The sequence below is a fragment of the Pseudanabaena sp. SR411 genome, from assembly GCF_002251945.1.
Classification (GTDB): Bacteria; Cyanobacteriota; Cyanobacteriia; order Pseudanabaenales; family Pseudanabaenaceae; genus Pseudanabaena.
Genome location: NZ_NDHW01000043.1, coordinates 1 through 20,130, shown reverse-complemented (window position 1 = coordinate 20,130; position 20,130 = coordinate 1). Strand labels below are relative to the sequence as shown.

Annotated in this window: 7 protein-coding genes and 1 pseudogene; 7 read left to right on the top strand and 1 reads right to left on the bottom strand. The window is 43.9% G+C overall.

All coding sequences use genetic code 11. The annotated features are described in order from the left end of the window. Both B9G53_RS02915 and B9G53_RS02910 read left to right on the top strand, forming a co-directional pair. Nucleotides 1–2,766: CARDB domain-containing protein (locus B9G53_RS02915; RefSeq protein ID WP_094528881.1), on the top strand; the 2,766-nt coding region annotated here is incomplete at its 5' end. A 14-nt stretch (nucleotides 2,767–2,780) separates the two neighbouring features. Beyond that, nucleotides 2,781–3,356, top strand: coding sequence for a hypothetical protein (locus B9G53_RS02910; protein ID WP_141211688.1), 576 nt, complete (start codon nucleotides 2,781–2,783; stop codon nucleotides 3,354–3,356). Nucleotides 3,357–3,806: 450 nt separating this feature from the next. Here the strand turns inward: B9G53_RS02910 and B9G53_RS28340 are convergent, their stop codons facing one another. Next, a complete protein-coding gene (locus tag B9G53_RS28340) occupies nucleotides 3,807–15,248 on the bottom strand; it encodes a choice-of-anchor I family protein (protein WP_254923528.1) in 11,442 nt (3,813 codons plus the stop codon). A gap of 856 nt (nucleotides 15,249–16,104) precedes the next feature. Between B9G53_RS28340 and rpsD the strand changes: the two genes are divergently transcribed. The 5 genes and pseudogenes from rpsD to B9G53_RS02875 all read left to right on the top strand — a co-directional run. Continuing rightward, nucleotides 16,105–16,713, top strand: a complete 609-nt coding sequence (rpsD, locus tag B9G53_RS02895) for a 30S ribosomal protein S4 (RefSeq protein ID WP_094528875.1) — start codon at nucleotides 16,105–16,107, stop codon at nucleotides 16,711–16,713. Between the two features lie 121 nt (nucleotides 16,714–16,834). After that, complete coding sequence (locus B9G53_RS02890) at nucleotides 16,835–17,422, top strand: DUF3038 domain-containing protein (RefSeq protein WP_094528872.1); 588 nt, start codon at nucleotides 16,835–16,837, stop codon at nucleotides 17,420–17,422. Beyond that, nucleotides 17,422–18,126: a DUF4335 domain-containing protein gene (locus B9G53_RS02885; RefSeq protein ID WP_094528870.1), complete on the top strand. Its 705-nt coding sequence runs from the start codon at nucleotides 17,422–17,424 to the stop codon at nucleotides 18,124–18,126. The genes B9G53_RS02890 and B9G53_RS02885 overlap by 1 nt, the downstream gene beginning before the upstream one ends. A gap of 148 nt (nucleotides 18,127–18,274) precedes the next feature. Further along, entirely contained in the window at nucleotides 18,275–19,375 is a 1,101-nt protein-coding gene (locus B9G53_RS02880) for a LuxR C-terminal-related transcriptional regulator (protein WP_094528867.1), read from the top strand. Nucleotides 19,376–19,966: 591 nt separating this feature from the next. Beyond that, nucleotides 19,967–20,130, top strand: a pseudogene (locus B9G53_RS02875) (photosystem II q(b) protein); the annotation flags it as partial.

Genomic DNA, 20,130 nt, shown 5'->3' with positions numbered 1-20,130 from the left:
ACCCTAGCTGTTGAAACAGTTAGTGGTCAGAACCGCGTTCTTTGGAAAGATACAATTAACAATACTATTTCAGTCTGGCAAGCAGATAGTAATTGGAATTATCTATCGACTTCAGCAGTATCTAAATTAAATAGTCCTGATGCGCTGACMCAAGAGAGCAACTTTGGTTTAGACCTCAATGGAGATGGCAAGTTAGGAAATACATTCTCCTCGATAGAATCCTTAGGGAATACAAAACTGTTAAGAGATACAGGGAACTTTTTGTATGTGCAAGTTGGCACAAATACTCCCATTTCGATCAAGTACAATGGTCAAGCCATTTACACGAATATGTATGCAGGATGGCAGACATTAGCTGTTGAAATGGTCGGGGGACAGAACCAAGTCCTATGGAAAAATGCAGGTACAAACTCAGCATTAGTCTGGACTATGGATAGTAATTGGAATTATTTATACTCTGGTAGTACATTGGCTTTGAATTCTACCGATGCCCTGGCTCAAGAGTCTAATTTTAATTTCGATCTTAATGGTGATGGCATTATCGGCTCTTTTGCAGACTTAGTAATTACAGGACAAACAGCCACAAGTACGGTCACTGTTGGCGGCAGTGTAAGTGTTGGTGCGTACACAAAAAACAATGGCAATGCTAGTGCAGGATATAGCTATGTGCGCTATTGGCTCTCAAACGATACGACTTTGGATAGTAGTGACACATCAATTGACTATCAATATGTTGGTGCATTGAATTCAGGATCTTCTCAATACAATAGCTTAAATTTTACCTACAACAGCAGTTGGGGAACAGGAACAAAATACATTCTGTTCCAAGCTGATGGATTTAGCTATGTATCTGAAAGCAATGAGTCGAATAACTTAGCCTATGCCACTATTTTTGTTACATCACCCAGTCCAGATTTAGTAATTACAGGACAAACAGCAACTAATTCTGTCACAGTTGGCGGCAATGTGAGCATCGGTGCATACACGCGGAACAACGGTAATGCGAGTGCCAGCAGTAACTATGTGCGCTACTGGCTCTCGAACGATACAACATTGGATAACAGTGATACATTTATTAACTGGCAGTCCGTTAATTCGTTAAGTGCAGGATCTTCACAATACAACAGCTTGAATTTCACCTACAACAGCAGTTGGGGAACAGGAACAAAATACATTCTATTCCAAGCTGATGGTTATGGAAATGTCACTGAAAGTAATGAGTCGAACAACCTAGCCTATGCCACTATTTTTGTTGCATCACCTAGTCCAGACTTGGTAATTACAGGACAAACAGCCACAAGTACGGTCACTGTTGGCGGCAGTGTAAGTGTTGGCGCATCTACTAAAAACAATGGTAACGCTAGTGCAGGATATAGCTATGTCCGTTACTGGCTTTCAAACGACACAATTTTGGATGGCAATGATACATCCATCAACTATCAATATGTTGGTGCATTGAATACAGGATCTTCACAATACAACAGCTTGAATTTTACCTATAACAGCAGTTGGGGAACAGGAACAAAATACATTTTGTTCCAAGCTGATGGATTTAACTACGTAACTGAAAGCAATGAATCAAACAACGTCGCCTATTCCACTATTTTTGTCAGTAGTGATTGGTATGCCCAAAATTTAAGTGACACTGGAATTAGAGAGCTAACTCGATCGCTAGCAGCCGATGGTAACTTAAACCGTAACGACATGATTGCAATCTTTAGTGATGCTAAAGATAATGGGATTGTCGATGCCAATGAGTTGACTGATTTGCGTACTATTCTCAGCAACTCTAGTCGTTTCGGAATGGCGGATTATGTAAAAGTTCTGTCGAATAAGATTGCTAACGGAAATGTAGCTAATGAACGCTCAGGAATTGGCAATCTATATGGAGGTAGTAGTGCTACTACAATGGAAAATCTTGTAGGCAAATGGTTCTTGGGAACAGATCGTCCTACAGCAGTAGTTAGTGACAATGGTGTCAGACATATGATGAATTATACCTACACGAATGGCACTTTATTTGGAACAGATAATACAGTTAGCTATACAGACATTAAGCAAGGATTTGTAGGTGATTGTTGGTTTGTTGCGTCTTTAGCAGCTAATGCTCTTAAACGCTTATCAAAAATCATGGATATGTTCATCGATAATAGTGATGGAACGTTCACTGTTCGACTTTATGGACAAACTAATGGTGATGCTCTTTTAGATGCAGATTATGTGACTGTTAACCGTGATCTTCCTACTAATGTTGCTGGTTATGGTAGCGATGGAGTGTTTTATACCGATCAACGATATGCTTATTATGATAATAATAGTGTTGGTTTATGGGTTGCCCTTGCAGAAAAAGCCTATGCCCAGTTTGCTGAACAAGGTATAACTCAACGAGCTACTGCTAATAGCTATGAGAGTATTGAAGGTGGTTGGGGATATCGTGGAATGCCGTCTATTTCAGGAGTTGATGGTGGTTATTATGCTGATACAAGCTATTCGAACTTAGGATCGAGAGCAGGTGTATTCATGAGCTTATCTACAATCGCAAATACTTTATCTAGTGGAAGTGCGATGACCGCAGATACAATTCCTGAGCCTAGCAATGGAATTGTGGGAAGTCATGAATATGTCATTATTAATGCCAACACTTCCACTGGAATGTTAACTTTGTATAATCCTTGGGCAGCCACCCAAACTGGAGAAGCCAACGGAATTAGAACTATTTCCTATAATGATTTCCGCAACAATTTCAACATAATTAACGTTGCATAATTTCTAAATAGACTGTGTCTCAAATTAAGTACAGTCTTGGAGTCTTTTCAATGAAAATAAAAAGAGCTTCTTTTATTCTATTTTCATTAGGTATTGCTGTTACTAGTAGTATTCACATTTCAAGTTGTCTTCTATCCCAACCGTTAACATCCAATCTTAATCAAACAGTTGAGCCGAAAAACATGCGGATGCAATCTCAAGGAAATATTGAGCATATTATTGTTGTCAGTGAACCATTGGAACTTCAAGCATGGCAAGAAGACCCAACGCTCTCTCCTGTAGGAGTCCCATATAGTAAAGATCGCCCCATTTCTTATGCAATGTGGAGCGTAACTTTTGAAAATAAAACTGAACAAACTATTTTTGTTAAAATTAAAACTGTTGATATTTATTTAAAAAATAGTGATCAACCTTTTATATCTTTATCTTCACAAGAATTAGTTCTTAGACCTTTAGAAATTGCACCTCAACAATATCATTTTTCTAGTCAAATTAGTTATTCTGATGTTCGGCAGATAGAAGCATTGATGACATACCAAATTGATAATCAAACTTATACCTTGCAATCTCCTTTAGTTGATATTCGCTAGAAGATATTTGAAAATCTCCACAATGCATATTAGGTCAGGTCTTACTGCTGATTATTAGTTGCCCAACTATGCCGAAATGTCATTTCAAAAAATGTGGGAAATACATTCAGCTATTTCTTCAAAAGCTCCGAAGGCGAAGCATTGAGATGTTCCTTGGCATCAGAATATCTAGAACTCAAATTAATGCGATTGAATTTGAGGCTGTTAACATAGATAGATGTTGATTTGTTTTTGAGAGTGTGTGGATGATAATCGCTACTTAGTATGGGATTAAATGATCACCCTTTGAGATTAAGTGAGTGGCGATCACTGGTTTGTGGGGTGAGGTGGCAATCGCTGTCTGATGGTATGAATGGCGATCGCAAAAAAATAAAACACTCTGTCCGTAAATGGACAGGGTGTTTTAAGAATTATAAAGCGTACGAACTTCTAGTAATTATCTAAAAAAACCTAGCTGAAGTTGAAGGTTGTAGAAATGGAACCAGCCAAGATGTTGTCATTGATATTGATAGAAGTAAAACCAGTGACTCCATTCAAGGTTAGCAAGAGCGAACCATTCGCAAATCCTCCATTACCAGTAACACCATCACCCAATCGGAACTGAGTGTTACCACCGACAGTCCGCACATCAACAGCAGCAATGTTATTGAACTGGAGTAAATCACCTCCAACTCCACGCAGGAATTGATTTACAACATCACTATCATCACCGAGGCTATAGACAACTCTATCAGAGGCTCCGTCATTAAGACCGAGGAAAAGGGTGTCATTTCCAAACCCACCAACAAGTACATCTGCACCCAAACCACCAGTTAGAGAATCATTACCAAATCCGCCACTGAGAGTATTGTTGCCATCATTTCCTGTAATAACGTTATTGACGCTATTGCCAGTACCATTGATGTTTGCACTACCAGTTAGAGTCAAGTTCTCAAGGTTTTCGCTTAGAGTCCATGACACACTGGATTTCACCAAGTCTGTACCTTGGTTCAATTCCTCAGTAATTGAGTCACCCAAGTTATCGACAATATAAGTGTCATTGCCTCGACCACCAATGAGATTGTCTGTTCCAAATCTGCCATCAATAATGTTGTTCCGATTGTTTCCAATAATGATGTTGTCCAACTCATTACCAGTTCCGTTAATCGTACTGTTGCCAGTGAGCGTCAGGTTTTCGACATTAGCTTCCAAAGTGCGGGTGATGCTTGAAAGAATAGTGTCTATACCTTCATTCGCCAACTCATTAACTGCGTCATTGACATTATCAACAATGTAAGTGTCATTGCCTAAGCCGCCGAACATTGTATCAGCGCCATTCTTCCCATCAAGGATATTGTTGCCAATGTTACCAATCAGGATGTTATTGAGGTTGTTACCAGTGCCGTTAATATCACCGTTATCAATGATGATAAGATTTTCGAGGTTGTTACCTAAAGTCCAGTTAATGCTGGACAGAACAGTATCAATCCCAGAGGAATCAGAGATATTGTCATTGATGTTATCCACAATGTAAGTGTCATTGCCTGTTCCACCAATTAAGCGATCGCCTCCTAAACCACCATCTAAGATGTCATCACCAAATTCACCACGGAGAGTGTTATTGCCGCTGTTACCAGTGATAAAGTCGTTACCGAATCCGCCTGTGACGTTCTCGATGTTGGCGATCGCAGTAAAGCCAGATGCTAACCCAGTGGATAGATTAACCGTCAAATCGGCTGTAGTTGAGCCGTAATCAAGGGTATCGATACCATCAAGTAGATCGACGGTAATGGATTCAACGTTGGTTACTGTACCACCTGCAATTATTGAAACTGGTGTTCCATTGAAGACTACACTCAAAGTCTCAGAATTGTTTTTACCAAGAATATTCAGGGTGTCGTTACCAGCACCACCATCAACGATATCTCTACCATCACCAACGGTATAGAGGAATGTGTCATCACCAGCAAGCCCGTTCAGAATATCGTTGTTGCCAAGTCCAGAAATAATGTCCTGACCATTAGTCCCCGTGAAGGTATCGACCCTAGAAGTACCAAAGAATAAATCGCCAGTAACAATTGTGGGGACTGAGGTCAATGTTTCCAATGTGCCTTGGTCGTCGGTGTAGCTCAGTACTACTCGCAATTGACGATTGACCTGAGCTTGAGTGGGGGTAAAGGTGCTGTTGGTCGCGCCTACGATGTTGGTGAATGTTGTGCCGCCGCCAATATCTGATTGTTGCCATTGATAGGTATAGATGGCATTAACTAAACCATCAACATCAGTAAACAAGTTGCTAGCAACAAGCTGTTGCGCTTCTGTTGGTGTGGTATCTGAAATCGATACTGTACCTAGTGGGGCATCGTTAACAGCAGCGATCGCAATAGTTTGGGTTGCAGCTACTGAGCCTCCCTTACCATCAATCACGTTGTAGCTCAAATTAACCGTGCCATTGAAGTTTGCCTCGGGAGTGAAGGTGTAAGTTCCGTCTGTGTTTTTGGTGAGAGTGCCGTTGGTGGCAGTCAGGCCAGATATAGACAGGACATCGTTATTCGCATCGGTAAATCCAGCTAGCAGGTCTGCTGCTGCGATCTTGTAGGTTGTGTCTTCTGAACCAGCAGCAAGAGTTGCAGGAGTACCTGTCAGAACTGGGGCGCTGTTGACATCATCGTTGGTAATTGTCAAAACCGCCTTGGGTTGATTGATACCAATCAAAGTACCAGAACTAGGATTCTTCAGACTCAAGTTGATGGTTTCATTAGCTTCAGGATTGGTATCTCCCACAATCGGAATCTGCACATCCTTGAAGGTTTCACCAGCAGCGAAGGTTACGGTAATTGGCTTGTTGTTATAGTCCAGTAAAGAAGCCTTATAAGTATCAGGATTGAAGAAAGCCAGAAGTTGTCCGCCTTCATAGATTTCTCCTGGGATACTGTAGTGAGCTTGGACATCCAGTAAAAACCAACCTGCACCGAGAATTTCTTGAGCATCAATAATTCCTGAAGATTCTTCATCTCGAGTTAGGAAATTAGCGGCTCCAGGCGAAAATCGAGTTGGATCGTGTTGAGCGATTTGGGTGAGCTTATCGGTGGCGATATCGTACTGCCAGATTTTGCCAAGAGGATCTTGTCCTCCAATATCTTCTTGAAGCAAAATATGTCCGTAGCGATCGATGGTCAAGTTGTCAAGCATCTTCTGACCTTCAGTACCATCAAGCACCATTTCTACAGTTCCACCTGCCTCAGGATTAGTGGGGTCATCAAAACGAAGTCTCCAGAGACGGCTAGGACCATTAAAGCTGTTTGTGGTAGCAAAGTAGAAGTCCCTTGGATTTGAGGGATCCCATGCGCCATCCTCAGGTCTGAGGAAGTTGGTTACACCATTAGCATTACTAGCAGTTTCTAGTGCTGCACCTGTTGTATTTTGGACGCTTCCCAAATCGGATAGAGCGAACCTCCCCGAGGTCAAAGTAGTAGTATTGGTTTCAGATGTCAGCCCATCTACTTTGATACCAAACAACTTACCGTTGTTGAGTCCAGCTTTATCAATCTCAGTACCAGTGTTAGTTTTATTACCCACATAGAAGTAAACCTGACCACCAGTACTGTCATCCAGTCCTGCAACGACAGTTTTATCACTTGCGGTAATGCTAGCTACAGCATTTTCCCAACTGAATTTGCCAAGGTAAGGCAACTGATAAGTAGTACCTGCATTGACTCCTGTGGCAATATTTCCAAAGGCTCGACTCTCAGGACCACCTTCTTCGCCATTTAAGAAAATGCGCTCTTGAGTACCAAGCCCCGTAGCACTGTTATAGAAAGCAGAAACAGGGGCTAAATCCGCAGAACAGAAGCGAGAAAAAGCAGTTGTGCCTTGGACAAAGTTGGAACCATCCCAAGTATAGGCAGTTTGAATCAGGTCGTCACCACTTACAACTGAAAGATCGGACTTGTTAATCACCCACTTGGAGACAAATGCACCTTTTGAGCCATGATCGCGATCTACACCACCAGTATTGGGAATCTCATGATTCATCAAAACAGTGAATGTACCATCGCCGTTATCAAAGGAACCAAGCCCGTCAGGAATGCCAGCCATTCTGTAGCCGCCGATGCTATCGCCTGCGGTCAAGATTGATGTAAAGCTGACACCTGCTGCCGTGGGAATTAGATAGGGAGTTGCAGAACTGCTAGCACCCTTGGTTTGAGCAAATGTGGGAGGAATCACGCTGCCCGTTGCCGTACCATCATTCAATTGAAGTTCTACAGTACTTGTTCCCGATACATCCCCTGTTCTAGTGATGCGAACGGTTGCAGTTGTGGAACCGTTGCCTTCGGTAACTGTGTAGTTAGCGCCACTGAAGTCGATCGCAGAAACAGGCAAGGTCTTGCTCAACTCAAGAATTCCCAGCTTCTCGGTTGGTGTATTGCCAGAAACATTGAAATCATTGTCGTTAATTAGAGCAAGTTGGTTGGGTCCAATCAGCGCTAGACCTTCCAGCTTTTCTACACCCGTGTAACCGTATTGAGCGGCATTGGCAATCAGGCTCTTGGTGACCACATTAATACCTGCGCTGGCGAGTTCGGCAGGAGTGAGTTGCTCGATCGCAGTTTTGCCTGCGGGGAGGGTAAAGTTAGCATTGTAAATATTGGTAGCTGCACTCAAATCGATTTGATAAATCAATTTATTGGAGGCAGAAGTGGCAAGGTCATCGCGTTCGACAACCGCAAATTTTCCATTACCAAGAGAAACAGCATCGCCGAGTTTGTCAGTTTTGGCATTACCACTAGCAGAAATACTGTCGAGCAGATAAATGTATTCGCCAGTGACGGTTTTGGAAGCAATGTCAAATTCCAAGACGCGAAGGTTGCGCGAGCCTCTAGAAGTTGTATCGCTAGCATTGTCAGGATTGTCGATCGCACTCTGAATGAAGGCATAGAGTTTATTACCTTCTAGAGCCACAGCTTCAAAGCCTCGGTTATTGCGGCGTTGGGCATAGACTTCGGGTAACGCTTCTGTACCAAAGGTGCCAGCAGGTGCATCGGGATTCGGTGCAGTGGCAGTGCCTTGGGGAATAAAGCGATCAAGGAGTTTTCCATTCACATCAAAGTGATAGATGGCAGGACGGTATTCATCCACCATCCAATAGTCACCATTTGCCGCAACTGCAATTCCTTCAAGATCAGCACCCAAAGGATCGTTTGGTAAAACTGCTCCATTCAAATCAACGGCAATTTCATCGGTGTAGGCTGTGCCATTAGCTCCTGCTTGGAGGTTAGGCAATCCTGTTAATGGAGTTGTACCATCGGGACGGAATAAGCCTGTGCGATTGGTAATCGTGACTTCGCCAGTAGCGCGGTTAAGCTCAAAGCTGACGATTTCGGGTTGGAAGTTAGGAAGGTGGAAAGGTCTATTTGCACCCGTTGGTTCACCATTAGGACCGCGATCGGTGTTAGTCACAAACTTGAGATTGCCATTATCGGCTAGTCCTTGGAAATACAAGCCAGAGAAACCACCCAGTGAGATCTGTTGACCATTAGAAGCTGTCCCCAAGGTTGGCAAGTTAGTAAACTCATAGTTGGTGACCTGTGTAAGCACCTGATCTTGACGGACGCTGAGATTTTGGATGCGTGTGTCAAGGTTAGCGGCAACATCCGCAGCGTTGAAAGGATTAGTACTGAACTGATCGCCTAAGTATTCAGCTAAAGCATCCTGCTCTGAGCCAGTAAGAGCGAAGGTGAACTTGCCAGCATCCAAAACTGGAGCAGTATCAATCACGCCATTGAGGTTAACATCAGCGGTTTCACCACGAAGGTCAACACGATTGGCTAGACTGGGGTTTTGCGCCACAAACACAGGGAAAGGATAGCGATCGCCTCCAAGAGCATTAGCGGGAGTCTGAGCAGCAGTTCCAGCTAAGAAATTAAGTGTGACCGTGCGGAAGGTGCGGCTGGCATCGCCAACCAATACACCATCGCGAACAATTACATCCTTAATCGTTCCATCGTCATTGAGTACGACCAGATTTTGAACTCGGTTGCCTTGGGTGGTGACTTCACCAGTACTAGTGTTAAAGGCGATCGCTTGCTTAGTTGGGTCAAAGCTGAAAGACAGACCACTAATTTGAGGGAACTGTCCTGGAGTAGCACCTGGAGCAGTACCAGCTACTGCATGTTCAATCACCCAAAGTAATTGCTGAGCGGTAAGGGTGATCAAGGTCAATCCATTGTTGAATCGCAGAGAATTTTCTAGATCCAATTGGGAAATATCACCTTCTTGCTTGTTAGGGGCAAGAGGATTGGGTTGAGGAGGAAGCGTGATGACATCTTCTAAACCTGTAGCTCCAGTAGGTACTGCCAAAGCTCCAATATTGTCACGGATACCGCCACCATTTTTAATGGAGATAGTAACGGTCGAGTCAACCTGTTTAGCCAAAGCTAAGTTAGCGTCAGCAGTCAAGTTACCAAAGTTGGTTTCTTGAGTGCGGACATCACCGCGAGTTCCATTTAGGAATACGCTGGTTTTGCCAAGGATTACATTGTCCTTAGAAGCGATTACATTACTAATACCGTCAACGATCGCCACCACATTAGCATTAGCCTTTTCACGAGCAACGACAGTCTCGCCGTAAACGCGATTAACGCCTGCGGCATCAGTGGCATAAGCACCATTGATGGTCGAGTTGAGCTTATCGGTAAGCAAGACACCATCGTTGTCAAATTCTGTAACCAAGCGCCCAACATACTTGTAATTACCATCGGTATTGACAACTAGAATTGGCTTGCCGTCAGTACCAAATCTCAAAGTTGGATAGTCACCTTGATCAGTGTCCCCTTGGCGGAGGATATCATTGTCATCCAGTAGACGGGTATTAGAACCACCACCGATGACGATATCGACATCTTTGAGGCGAGGAGCTACTTGCTCACTTTCGATCGCAAATTGTTGGAAGTGAGACAGCAGAACGATTTTATTGATACCCAGTGCAGTGAGTAGATCCACAGTCTTTTGAATCTCGGCTGCCAAAGCTGCAAAATCATTAGGATTGCCAGGAGTAACGATTGTTGCGCCACTGGAGCTAATTGTTGGCAAAGTTGGAGTGGTTGCACCAACGATACCAATCTTTTGATCGTCGGCTGTTCCTAGAACTCCGTCAATACCAGCAACCGTAATAACGGTGCTTTCAGCAATCTTGCCCTTGATTGTGCTGGCTTCAGCAACTGGATTAGTAGAGAAATCGCTAGCGGCAAAGGGCTTGCCTGAGCCAGTTTCTGGGGAGAAGTCTAGGTTAGAACTGAGGTAAGGGAATGCTGTACCAGGGTTGCCGCTACCAGTGCGAATGATGCCAGCAACTTGGTTGAGCCCCAAGTCAAACTCGTGATTACCCAAGGCAGAGGCTTGAACACCGATCGCATTGAGGATACCGATGTCGCCACGTCCCAAGACAGGAGCAGAGCTAGAACCTAGTCCACCAACTCCATTTAGACTTGTATCGCTAGAAGCATTAAAAAATGCTCCAGGGATGTAGTTGTCACCAGCCGAGAGAATTAGCGTATTTGCGACAACGTTTGCAGGCAAATCCGTAGCTGTTTTAAACTTGTTGACGATTGCTGAGAAGCCTAGGATGTTGCTAAGGTCACTAACACCTGCCTCAAAGTCGGCTCCATGCAGGATTTGCATGGAAAAGTTTGCTGGTACATTCGGAACTGTTGTCAGATTAAACCTTGCCACAATAGGATCGTGGTCGCTAATCTGATCGGCAAACTCAGAGTTAATATGAACCACATCAAAACCATCAAGATTACTACTTAGGTTGTTACTCACTAAAATGTGATCCAGTGTCTGGGCGTTGCCTTGGAAGTTGTAGGTATAGCGCTCGTTAGCTGGCAGGGTTTCAATCAAAGTATTCAACCCACCACTTTCCAAAATGCTGAGGGGATTAGAGAACTCGAAGTCATTCAAGTCACCTGCTACCACGACATTAGCATTGGGGTTGGTTGCCAACAGTCCTTGTACGAAGTCTTTGACGATGGTGGCTTGCTGGGTGCGTTGGACTTCACTGTTCAGATTTGGCGGTTGATTAGGACCAAATAAAGGTTGATCGCCACCTTTGGAATTTAGGTGGTTACCAATGACAGTTACTTCCTGTCCATTGAAGACAAATTTGCCTACAAGAGGTTTGCGGCTACTAGCAAAAGCGTCACCATCAGCAAGGTTGGTATCGGTCAAGCGTTGTAATGAACCTTCAACAAAATCCACTCGGTTGGGGTTAAACAGAAAAGCAACGCGAATGTTGCCACCAGGTTCGCCACCATCTTGATTGTTGACTGGGTTGATTTGGCGATATTCGTAAGTAGGACCACCTGCGGCAGCGATCGCATTAATCAGCGTTTGCAGAGTTATATCAGCATCGACCATACCATTGTTAGTTGCGCCATTGTTGTCCTGAATCTCTTCCAGATTAATGATGTCTGGTGACTTCATGTTGGAGACAATTGCACTGGCGATCGCATTAAATGTCGTGTCGCTAGGATCAAGGTTTTCCACGTTGAAGGTAGCTACCGTCAATTGTGTGGCACTGCCCGTTAGATTAGTGACCTCTTTTTGTAAAGTGGAAGGCTGCACTACCGTTGGCGCATTTGAAACCAACACTTCGTAGTTGTTGAAATCGTAGCTGACGACACCTGTAATCGAGCTAAGTTGAGCGCCGACATTTACATCGGGCAGTAATACCGAGGAATTGTTGAGATCGTCGATTTGAATCCGTTCTGGATTGAAGTCATTAGCGGTAATCAAGCTGCCGCCTCGGCTAGTGCGGCTGGTAGCATTAGCGCCATTGTCTGCCAATACCCAAATTTCTTCCGATGTTCCAAAGTTGGCGGTGGGTGAAGTTGCTACAGGATTGTTCACTTGCACCAGCATTCCTTCTAAGCTTTCGTAGAAGTCAATGCCATCTTGAGCAGGATCGAACACAGTACCAGCATTCTCCACATTGCCACTAGCTGCATCATTGCTAATGATCTGGTTAGGAATCGCTCGTCCACCATTACCGAGAACAGTTGCAGTGGGTAAAGCATTACCACTGGAAAGCTTGGTAATCGCGGGACTAATAATCTGAGTGATAGTCAGATTATTTGCCGATCCGCCTGGACGGAACTCACTTACGGTTCCGTTAACTAATATTGAATCTCCCACTTGTACCGTTGGCGCAGAAGATGTAAATACAAAAATGCCTTCAGAAGTTGCATCATTGGCATCAGGATTGGGATCTTGCAAGTAGAAGCCATTAGAAGCGATCGCGGTGACAATCCCTGGTACAGCCGTAACAGACTGACCAACTAAAGGTGATCTGTGTCCACTGCCCTGAATGTCACTAATCCGAGTTCCTGCGTTAACGCTATACACTGCCACGGTATTGCTAACTTCATTAGCAACCACCAGTAGGGGCTGATTGTTGGGACTATCGCTCGCAGAGATAAAGGTAAGCCCCTCTGGTCCAGAGTCACCAGCTACAGCAGCACTGAAGTCGCGAGTATTGAGATACTGCACAAAAGCGGGCTGATTGGGATTGGTCACTTCATAGACCATAACTCCGCCAATGCGCTCTAAGCCAATAAAGGCATAGGTGCGACCATTGATTACACCGACGGTCACGCCTTCTGGTTCTGGACCTTTGTTGTCGCTGCGATCGTCGAAGTTGTTATTGTCGTTGTTGGCATTAAATCTAGTTGGGAAAGCCGCAGCCGTAATTTGTTCTAGATCGTCGCCACTGTCATAAACCCGATTACCGTTGCTATCCCAGATTGAGAAGGAACGAGCGCCAAAAGCTTGGATTTGATCAATATCACCATCACCATCTAAATCGCCTGTTGCATTAGTAAGTTGAAGTCTTCCCAAATTGGCATTGTTTTTAAGCGTAGCAGCATCAGGGAAAACGGTTGGGTCAAGAACATAACCAGCAGCCCCAACTCGTACCTCTTCAGAGAAGCCAGTATATCCGCGAGAATCACCTTCATTGGCTGTGACGTAGTAAGTTTGACCGTTAAAGCTATAGGAAGCAATAGCATCAGGTTGATAGAGTCCAACCACTGGCCAGTTTTGAATATTGATAGCCCCTAAATCGCGATCGCTAGCATCAAATCCATTGCCGCTAAGACTGTGATCCTTAACGCCCAATGGTCGAATTGATTCCACCGTCGCAGTGGCAATGTCAACTACAGCGATCGCATTATTTTCCTGTAAAGTCACCCAAGCCTTGGTTCCATCACCTGAGAAAGCGATATACTCTGGTTCCAAATCCTGAGCCACACTCACTGTATCTGTCAGATTGGCGGTGCTGAGGTCTGGTCCAAAGATGCGAACGCCTGCTGCTTGCAAAGCAGCCTTTTGGTCGTTGAAGGGAACAAAAGAGGCTTCCTGTACAGTGGCGGAAGCTACCCCATTAGCGAGATTGATGATACTAACGGAGCCTACGGGATCGATGGTGTAAGCATTGTTAGGTTGACCTTCATTGGCAACCAAAATCTTTGTGCCATCGGGTGTGAAGGTCAGCATATCTGGTAAGTAACCCACATTTACTTTTCCTAGATAAGCGCCATCGGCAGCACTAAAAAATTGCACTTCACCAAGGTTCTCGTTCGCAGTAGTTGCATTGGTAATCGCGATCGCCACAGCGACAATTCCCGCGCTCACAGTTCCAGCCTTACCAACAGCTACACTATTTGGAACGAGTGCAAAGCCTCCCACTGTCGCACCATCTGGATCGCCCGTAGTATCAAAAGCTAAGTCACCGATTTTGGTAGGACTTGCAGGATTTGCCAAGTTGAGAATTTCTACTACAGAACCCGCAACAACGAATAGGCGATCGCTAGCTGGATCGAAGGCAGGAATTTCAGCGCCGTTAGTGCTGCTATAACCACCAATTTTGGTTAAAAAGTTAGATGCGTTAGGTTCGGTAATATTTGCGATGATGCCACTAATCGCCAGCCCATTGTAGTTCGCGTCACTGCTAGTAACTGTATGGGTAATATTCCCTGTATGCGCTCCCTCTGGAACCGTATCATTAATGGCTGTAACCGTTACATTTTGAGCAATATTCCAGTTGGCAGGTGTAAAGGTGATTGTTGTAGGGCTAGTTGTAGTTTGGGCAGTATTTCCGATCGCGATCGTGACATCCGCTGTTGGTTGAGTATTGAGAACAACCGTGTAGCTATCACTGGCTCCGCCTTCTACCACACTGGTATTACCACCTGACTGAGTAATCGTCACGCCAGCCGTAGGAGATGCACCTGTAATTGGGGTAATCGAAAAATTATCGATCGCTAGCCCATCATCAGCACCCGAAGCATCAAAGCTATTCCATCGAATCCAAACCGTAGCTCCTGGTGTAATCGACAAGCCTGAGAGCGTGTTGGCGATCACGGCACTGTTAGCTACTGCGTTACCATCAAGAGCGCCTGTACTACCAGTGGTAGTTGGAGATGTAAAGTCAAGCGCATTAGCATCAATCCAAGTTCCTGTTGTTAAAGAACTTGCATCTAAACTATATTGAAAATCAATGCGATCAGCTCTGCCTAGTGTGCCTAAACGCCACTGCTCTCCCGTAAAGTCAATATTAAGAGCTGTAATCGTAGAGCCAGTGTCATTGATAAAGCTTGCGCCAATCGTAGGATTTAAAGTACCCGATTGCAATCCGCCTATTGCTCTTTCAGGACTTCCAGTCGCTCCAAAGCTATAGGTATCGCCTGAATTACTAGAGCCAGTTCCTGCTGTGTACTGTCCGTTTACATTTGCACTGGTTCCAGCCTCTAATATTTCCCAACCATTGGGCAAAGTAGAACTCGTACCAGCACTTGCCAAAGTATCAAAGTTTTGAGTGTAAGTTGTTCCTGTTGTTAAGCTAATCGCTGCCATTTTTAGTTGCCTTGATAGATCTTGTGGAATAAGAGGGAATGATGATTAAACAAATACTTATAGAGAAAATGCATCTAAAGAAAAATGCAAAGCACGACAATATGAGAATCACTCGACACCAGCGTTTAGAATTGCAGGTGCAATTATCAAGTAATTCTTTTTAACTAGTTTTAGTACTTCCGAGAAGATGCTTAAATTCTCGTAACTAATGGCTTTTTTAGGATCAAGCCCAGAAATAGAAATGTTCTATTGATCGCCAATGAAATACTTGCCCAGTAGCAATATCAAGCGGTAATGGGGAGTATCTCACCAGAGATAAAATTAAGATTTTGTAAGCACCTAGAACCTAACTATTTACTGACACTTAAAACATATGTATTTTCTTGAACTCTAATCTTTTCCTTAATTAGCCTACAGGAAAGATCTATAAGCTTGGGTTAAGAGAATCATACAATTTTGGTTAAGAGAAGGATAAATATTGAGGCTCACAAAAGTTTATTGTTTGCAATCGTCTCTTGTTTGGGTATGGATACGATTGCCGTTGGAATTTAGTTGAAGCGATCGCTATTTGATGAGATTTAAGAGCGATTATTTTAAATTTATGAAATTTAATACTCAGGGTAATTAATAGTTAGGGTAAATAATAGTCAAACTAGCAGCCCTGAGTGTAGCAATCCTATTTTATTTGCAATCCTAGAGAGTGCGACCCTGCGGGTCGCACTCTCTAGGATTGCTACATTAGCCACAAAATGGGAAAAATTTTAATTTAACACCTTATAACTTTGTCAGTTTTTTTGGCAAAATTGCCATATACTAGATAGGCTGTCAAGTTTTCAACAGTAATAAGGAAGGAGCTATGTCCCGTTATAGAGGTCCGCGCCTCAGAATCGTCAGAAGACTCGGAGAGCTTCCCGGTCTAAGTCGCAAACAACCTAAGCACGCTTATCCACCTGGAATGCATGGTCAAGACCGCAAAAAGCGCTCTGAATATGCCGTGCGTCTCGAAGAAAAGCAAAAACTACGCTTTAACTACGGTCTAACCGAGACTCAAATGCTGCGCTATGTGCGTCGAGCCAGACGAGTTAAGGGTTCTACAGGCTTAGTATTACTACAATTGCTAGAAATGCGTCTAGACAATACCGTTTTCCGTATGGGATTTGCCCCGACGATTCCTGCTGCGCGTCAACTGGTAAATCATGGACATATCACCATCAACGGTAAGAGCGTAACTATTCCTAGTTATGGTGTGCGCCCAGGCGAAGTTATTAGCGTTAAAGATAACGAAAAATCGAAAAAGATCGTCGAGCGTAACCTCGAATTCCCAGGGCTTTCCAACATTCCTAGCCATTTAGAATTTGATAAGGCGAAGATGACTGGTAAGGTCAATGGCGTTGTCGAACGCGAATGGGTAGCATTGCAAGTGAACGAACTGCTGGTTATTGAGTACTACTCACGCCAAGCTTAAGGTTGAAGCACTCAGCTACGGGCTTTGTTGATCTTAGATAAATTGCTTGTAGCTGAACGCCTTTCAACTGGGTAAACTGCCAATTGGGTAAACTCTATTAGGTTCAACTTCACTGCGAATTATGCAGTTAAATATTTCTGCTCCTGTAAACCTCGATTTACACGTTCCTAAGGACTTTGTTCGGGGTTGTCCCCGTAGCGTCCGTATGGATATTGATCATCTGCTTCTAGCGATCGAGGCGCTGGATTTAGAAGCAGTTGAGGTAATGCTGGTCTTAATTGAGCAGTTAGGCTTACAAAAGACGATTCCTAGTCGTGTCGCTTTTTGGCGACTGCGTAATACTAATCCGCTTCGCCGCAACTATCAGCGGGCTAGTTTAAGTTGGGATGAGTTAAAGGCTTTGGTAAAAATAGTCTGTACGATCGCTAAGCAGTTAGATACTGGTTTGCGCTTACTGCTAAGTACCCATCAACAGATGATTGAGGGCAAGATCGAAGCATTAGGTTTGCAACAAAACCAAGGTTTTTTAGAAAATTATATTGATCGCTTCACATCTTTATATATCGGTCGGATGCGATCGCCTTCACCACTGAATAAAGAAGAAATTCGTGAGTTGGCGTTGCAATTGCTGACTCGGTTATTGTTGTGTAGTGGTGTTGCTGGCGAGTTTCGCCTGTGGAACAGTCTGTTTGATGGAGCGATCGCCTAATGATTCAACGCAGCTATAGTTTGCCAAGTTGTACTTTGCTGGTTGATGGGATCATCACAGGTAGTGATGTGATGTCAATTTTGACCAGTTTTAGTTGCCGCTTTAGCCATCACACTGAGCCAATTGTGGGTGGTTTGGAACTGCTCAATGCTTTAGTGAAAGTAGTAGGAGCCTATGCTCAGGCTCTAAAAAGCAATACTTTGGTGGCAATTCCCGAAAAGCAGGTACGTCTCGAACCAGAAGGAAAGCATCTGCATTTACTTTCGGTATTGCTCAATGAAGCTGATGCTCATAGTCCCAAGCAGTTACAAATCAAACTAAACACAATCCAGCTTTTTGACCTGATGGAGAGTCTAGATCGTCTATGTTGCGATCCGACAACTTTGCCAGATTTAAAGCTTGTGACGCAAATTTCTGACTACCGATCGCAGGCTCAGTTAAATAGTCAAGCAGTCTCAGCGATCGCTGGTGTGGTCAGTTTAGCGATCGCGGCAACGGTTTTGTATTTTATCCCCATTCCCAAACCTCAACCAAAGCCAGCTCAAACTGTTCCAGTGCAAACTAAACCATTGCCCAAGGAGGCAACTCCGCCAACAGTTAGTCCCACTAGTTCGCCGAGTCCTGAAAGTTCTTCGCCAAGTCCTGAGACTACATCAAGTCCTGAGAGCTCACCAAGCCCTACTCCTAGTGCTAGCCCGAATTAAAAAAAGAGATGTGCAAAGCACATCTCTTTTTTTATATGGTTTTCGTAGCGTCATATACATAGCTAAACATAGATCTGCGGCTCAATTGATATAGGAAGTTCTAGCTTGTCGGGCTAAAGCTTTTTGTGATCTTTGTGGGTTAGGTTTGATGACTGAGGTACTCGATCCGACCAAGCTTTTATTTGATTTGCATCGAGGAACAGAAATTGCAGAAACTTTTTCTGGATGTCTAGAGCCAGAGGCGATCGCGCATCGAGTAACTGATGGCATCGTGGAGCAGTTTGATTGTGCTTTTGCGCGGGTATGGTTGCTAGAACCAGATCGAAATTATTTGAAACTAGTTGCCTCTTCGGGAATGTATACGCGCATTGATGGTAGGTTTGCAAAAGTGCCAATGGGGGCTTATAAAGTGGGCAAGATTGCCCAAAATCGCGTTTCATTTTTAAGTAATCATTTGGCGGATGAACCTTGGGTTGGCGATCGCGACTGGGCAATTACTAATAATATTCGCGGTTTTGCTGGCTATCCATTGGAAATCAAAGGCAGGGTTGTGGGGGTTTTAGCGGCTTTTAGTCATCAGGCGATGCCACCTGAATTTCTAGAATTTTTACGGATGCTCTGCACGATCGCCGCGATCGCTATTGATAGTGCGTTCAAGCATCAACAGGAAAAGCAATCTTGGCAAAGTATGAGCCAACATCAAGACACCGCCCAAGGTTCATTATCTGATCGCCTAGCCCATATTTTGAACTCCAATCGTTTAACCTTAGTGGGGACAGAACGAGTGCTGAGTTTAACTACTGATTATGTATTTTTGCGAGCTGCCGAAATTCTTAATCAAATCGGAGGTGCTTATTGTCGCTTAATTTACTCTGATATATCGATATCGCTAGAGGCGATCGTGGCAAAGACTAAAACTAAAATTGCTGATCCTCACACTTGGCTGCGATCGCTGTTTGGGGAATTGTTTTTGATTGTTTCTAGCTTGGGTGGTGTGATCAATATCCATCCAACTGAGTTACAAATTGCAATCGCGATCCCATTTGCTAAAGAATCAAATCCCCTTTCTGAGCGCGAATTGGAGATGATGCAGTTATTAACGCAAGGTTTACGCGATCGAGACATTGCTCAGCAATTAATCATCAGCGAAAGTACAGTCAAGTTTCACATCAATAATATTTTGTCTAAACTGAAGGCACGAACTCGTTTTCAGGCGTTACATCTAGCAATGGTTAATGGATGGATTTGAATTTATAGCTTCCGTCGATTGTGTTAGGACAAAAGCAAAACCCAAGGAGAGAATGACGGCGCTTCGCGCCGCCATTCTCTCCTTGGGTTTTATGTCTTTATACACTTGGCGACAGCTATACAACAATTACAGAGCAAAAGAACTACAAGAAACAACCTAAAAGCATTGCTTTGCAATGCTTTTAGGTTGTTTCTTGGTTTGGGTTTGAGCGCAAAGCGCTGTAAAGATGAGAGTGTGAAGCTCTTCTAGTCTTTTAAGTTACTGATGTTACGTGGAACTCAGATGATGAATCTCTTGTTGCTAGCACGACAGGGCAACCACGGGGGGATTGCCCCTACTCCAATAATTTAGATTTTTGTAGGGGCTGTGCCCCCGTGCCAGCCCTAGCCTTAGATGATCGTAGGAATTCTATCCACGTAACATCAGTAAGTTAGTCAATCTCACTCTTAGAGAGTAGTTGAAACCTATTGGATATCTCTACAGACTGATTCGGGTTCTAAACACTTTACAAAACTCAATAAAGAAGATAATGTTTATTCATTGGCGAAAGCCAAATACATAATTCATAATTTCAAACGCAATCATAAACTAATGACCACAGCAGTACAAAGACGCGAAAGCGCTTCCATCTGGGATCAGTTTTGCAATTGGATCACCAGCACCGAAAACCGCCTCTATGTAGGTTGGTTCGGCGTAATCATGATCCCTTGCTTACTCGCAGCGACCATTTGCTTCATCATCGCCTTCATCGCCGC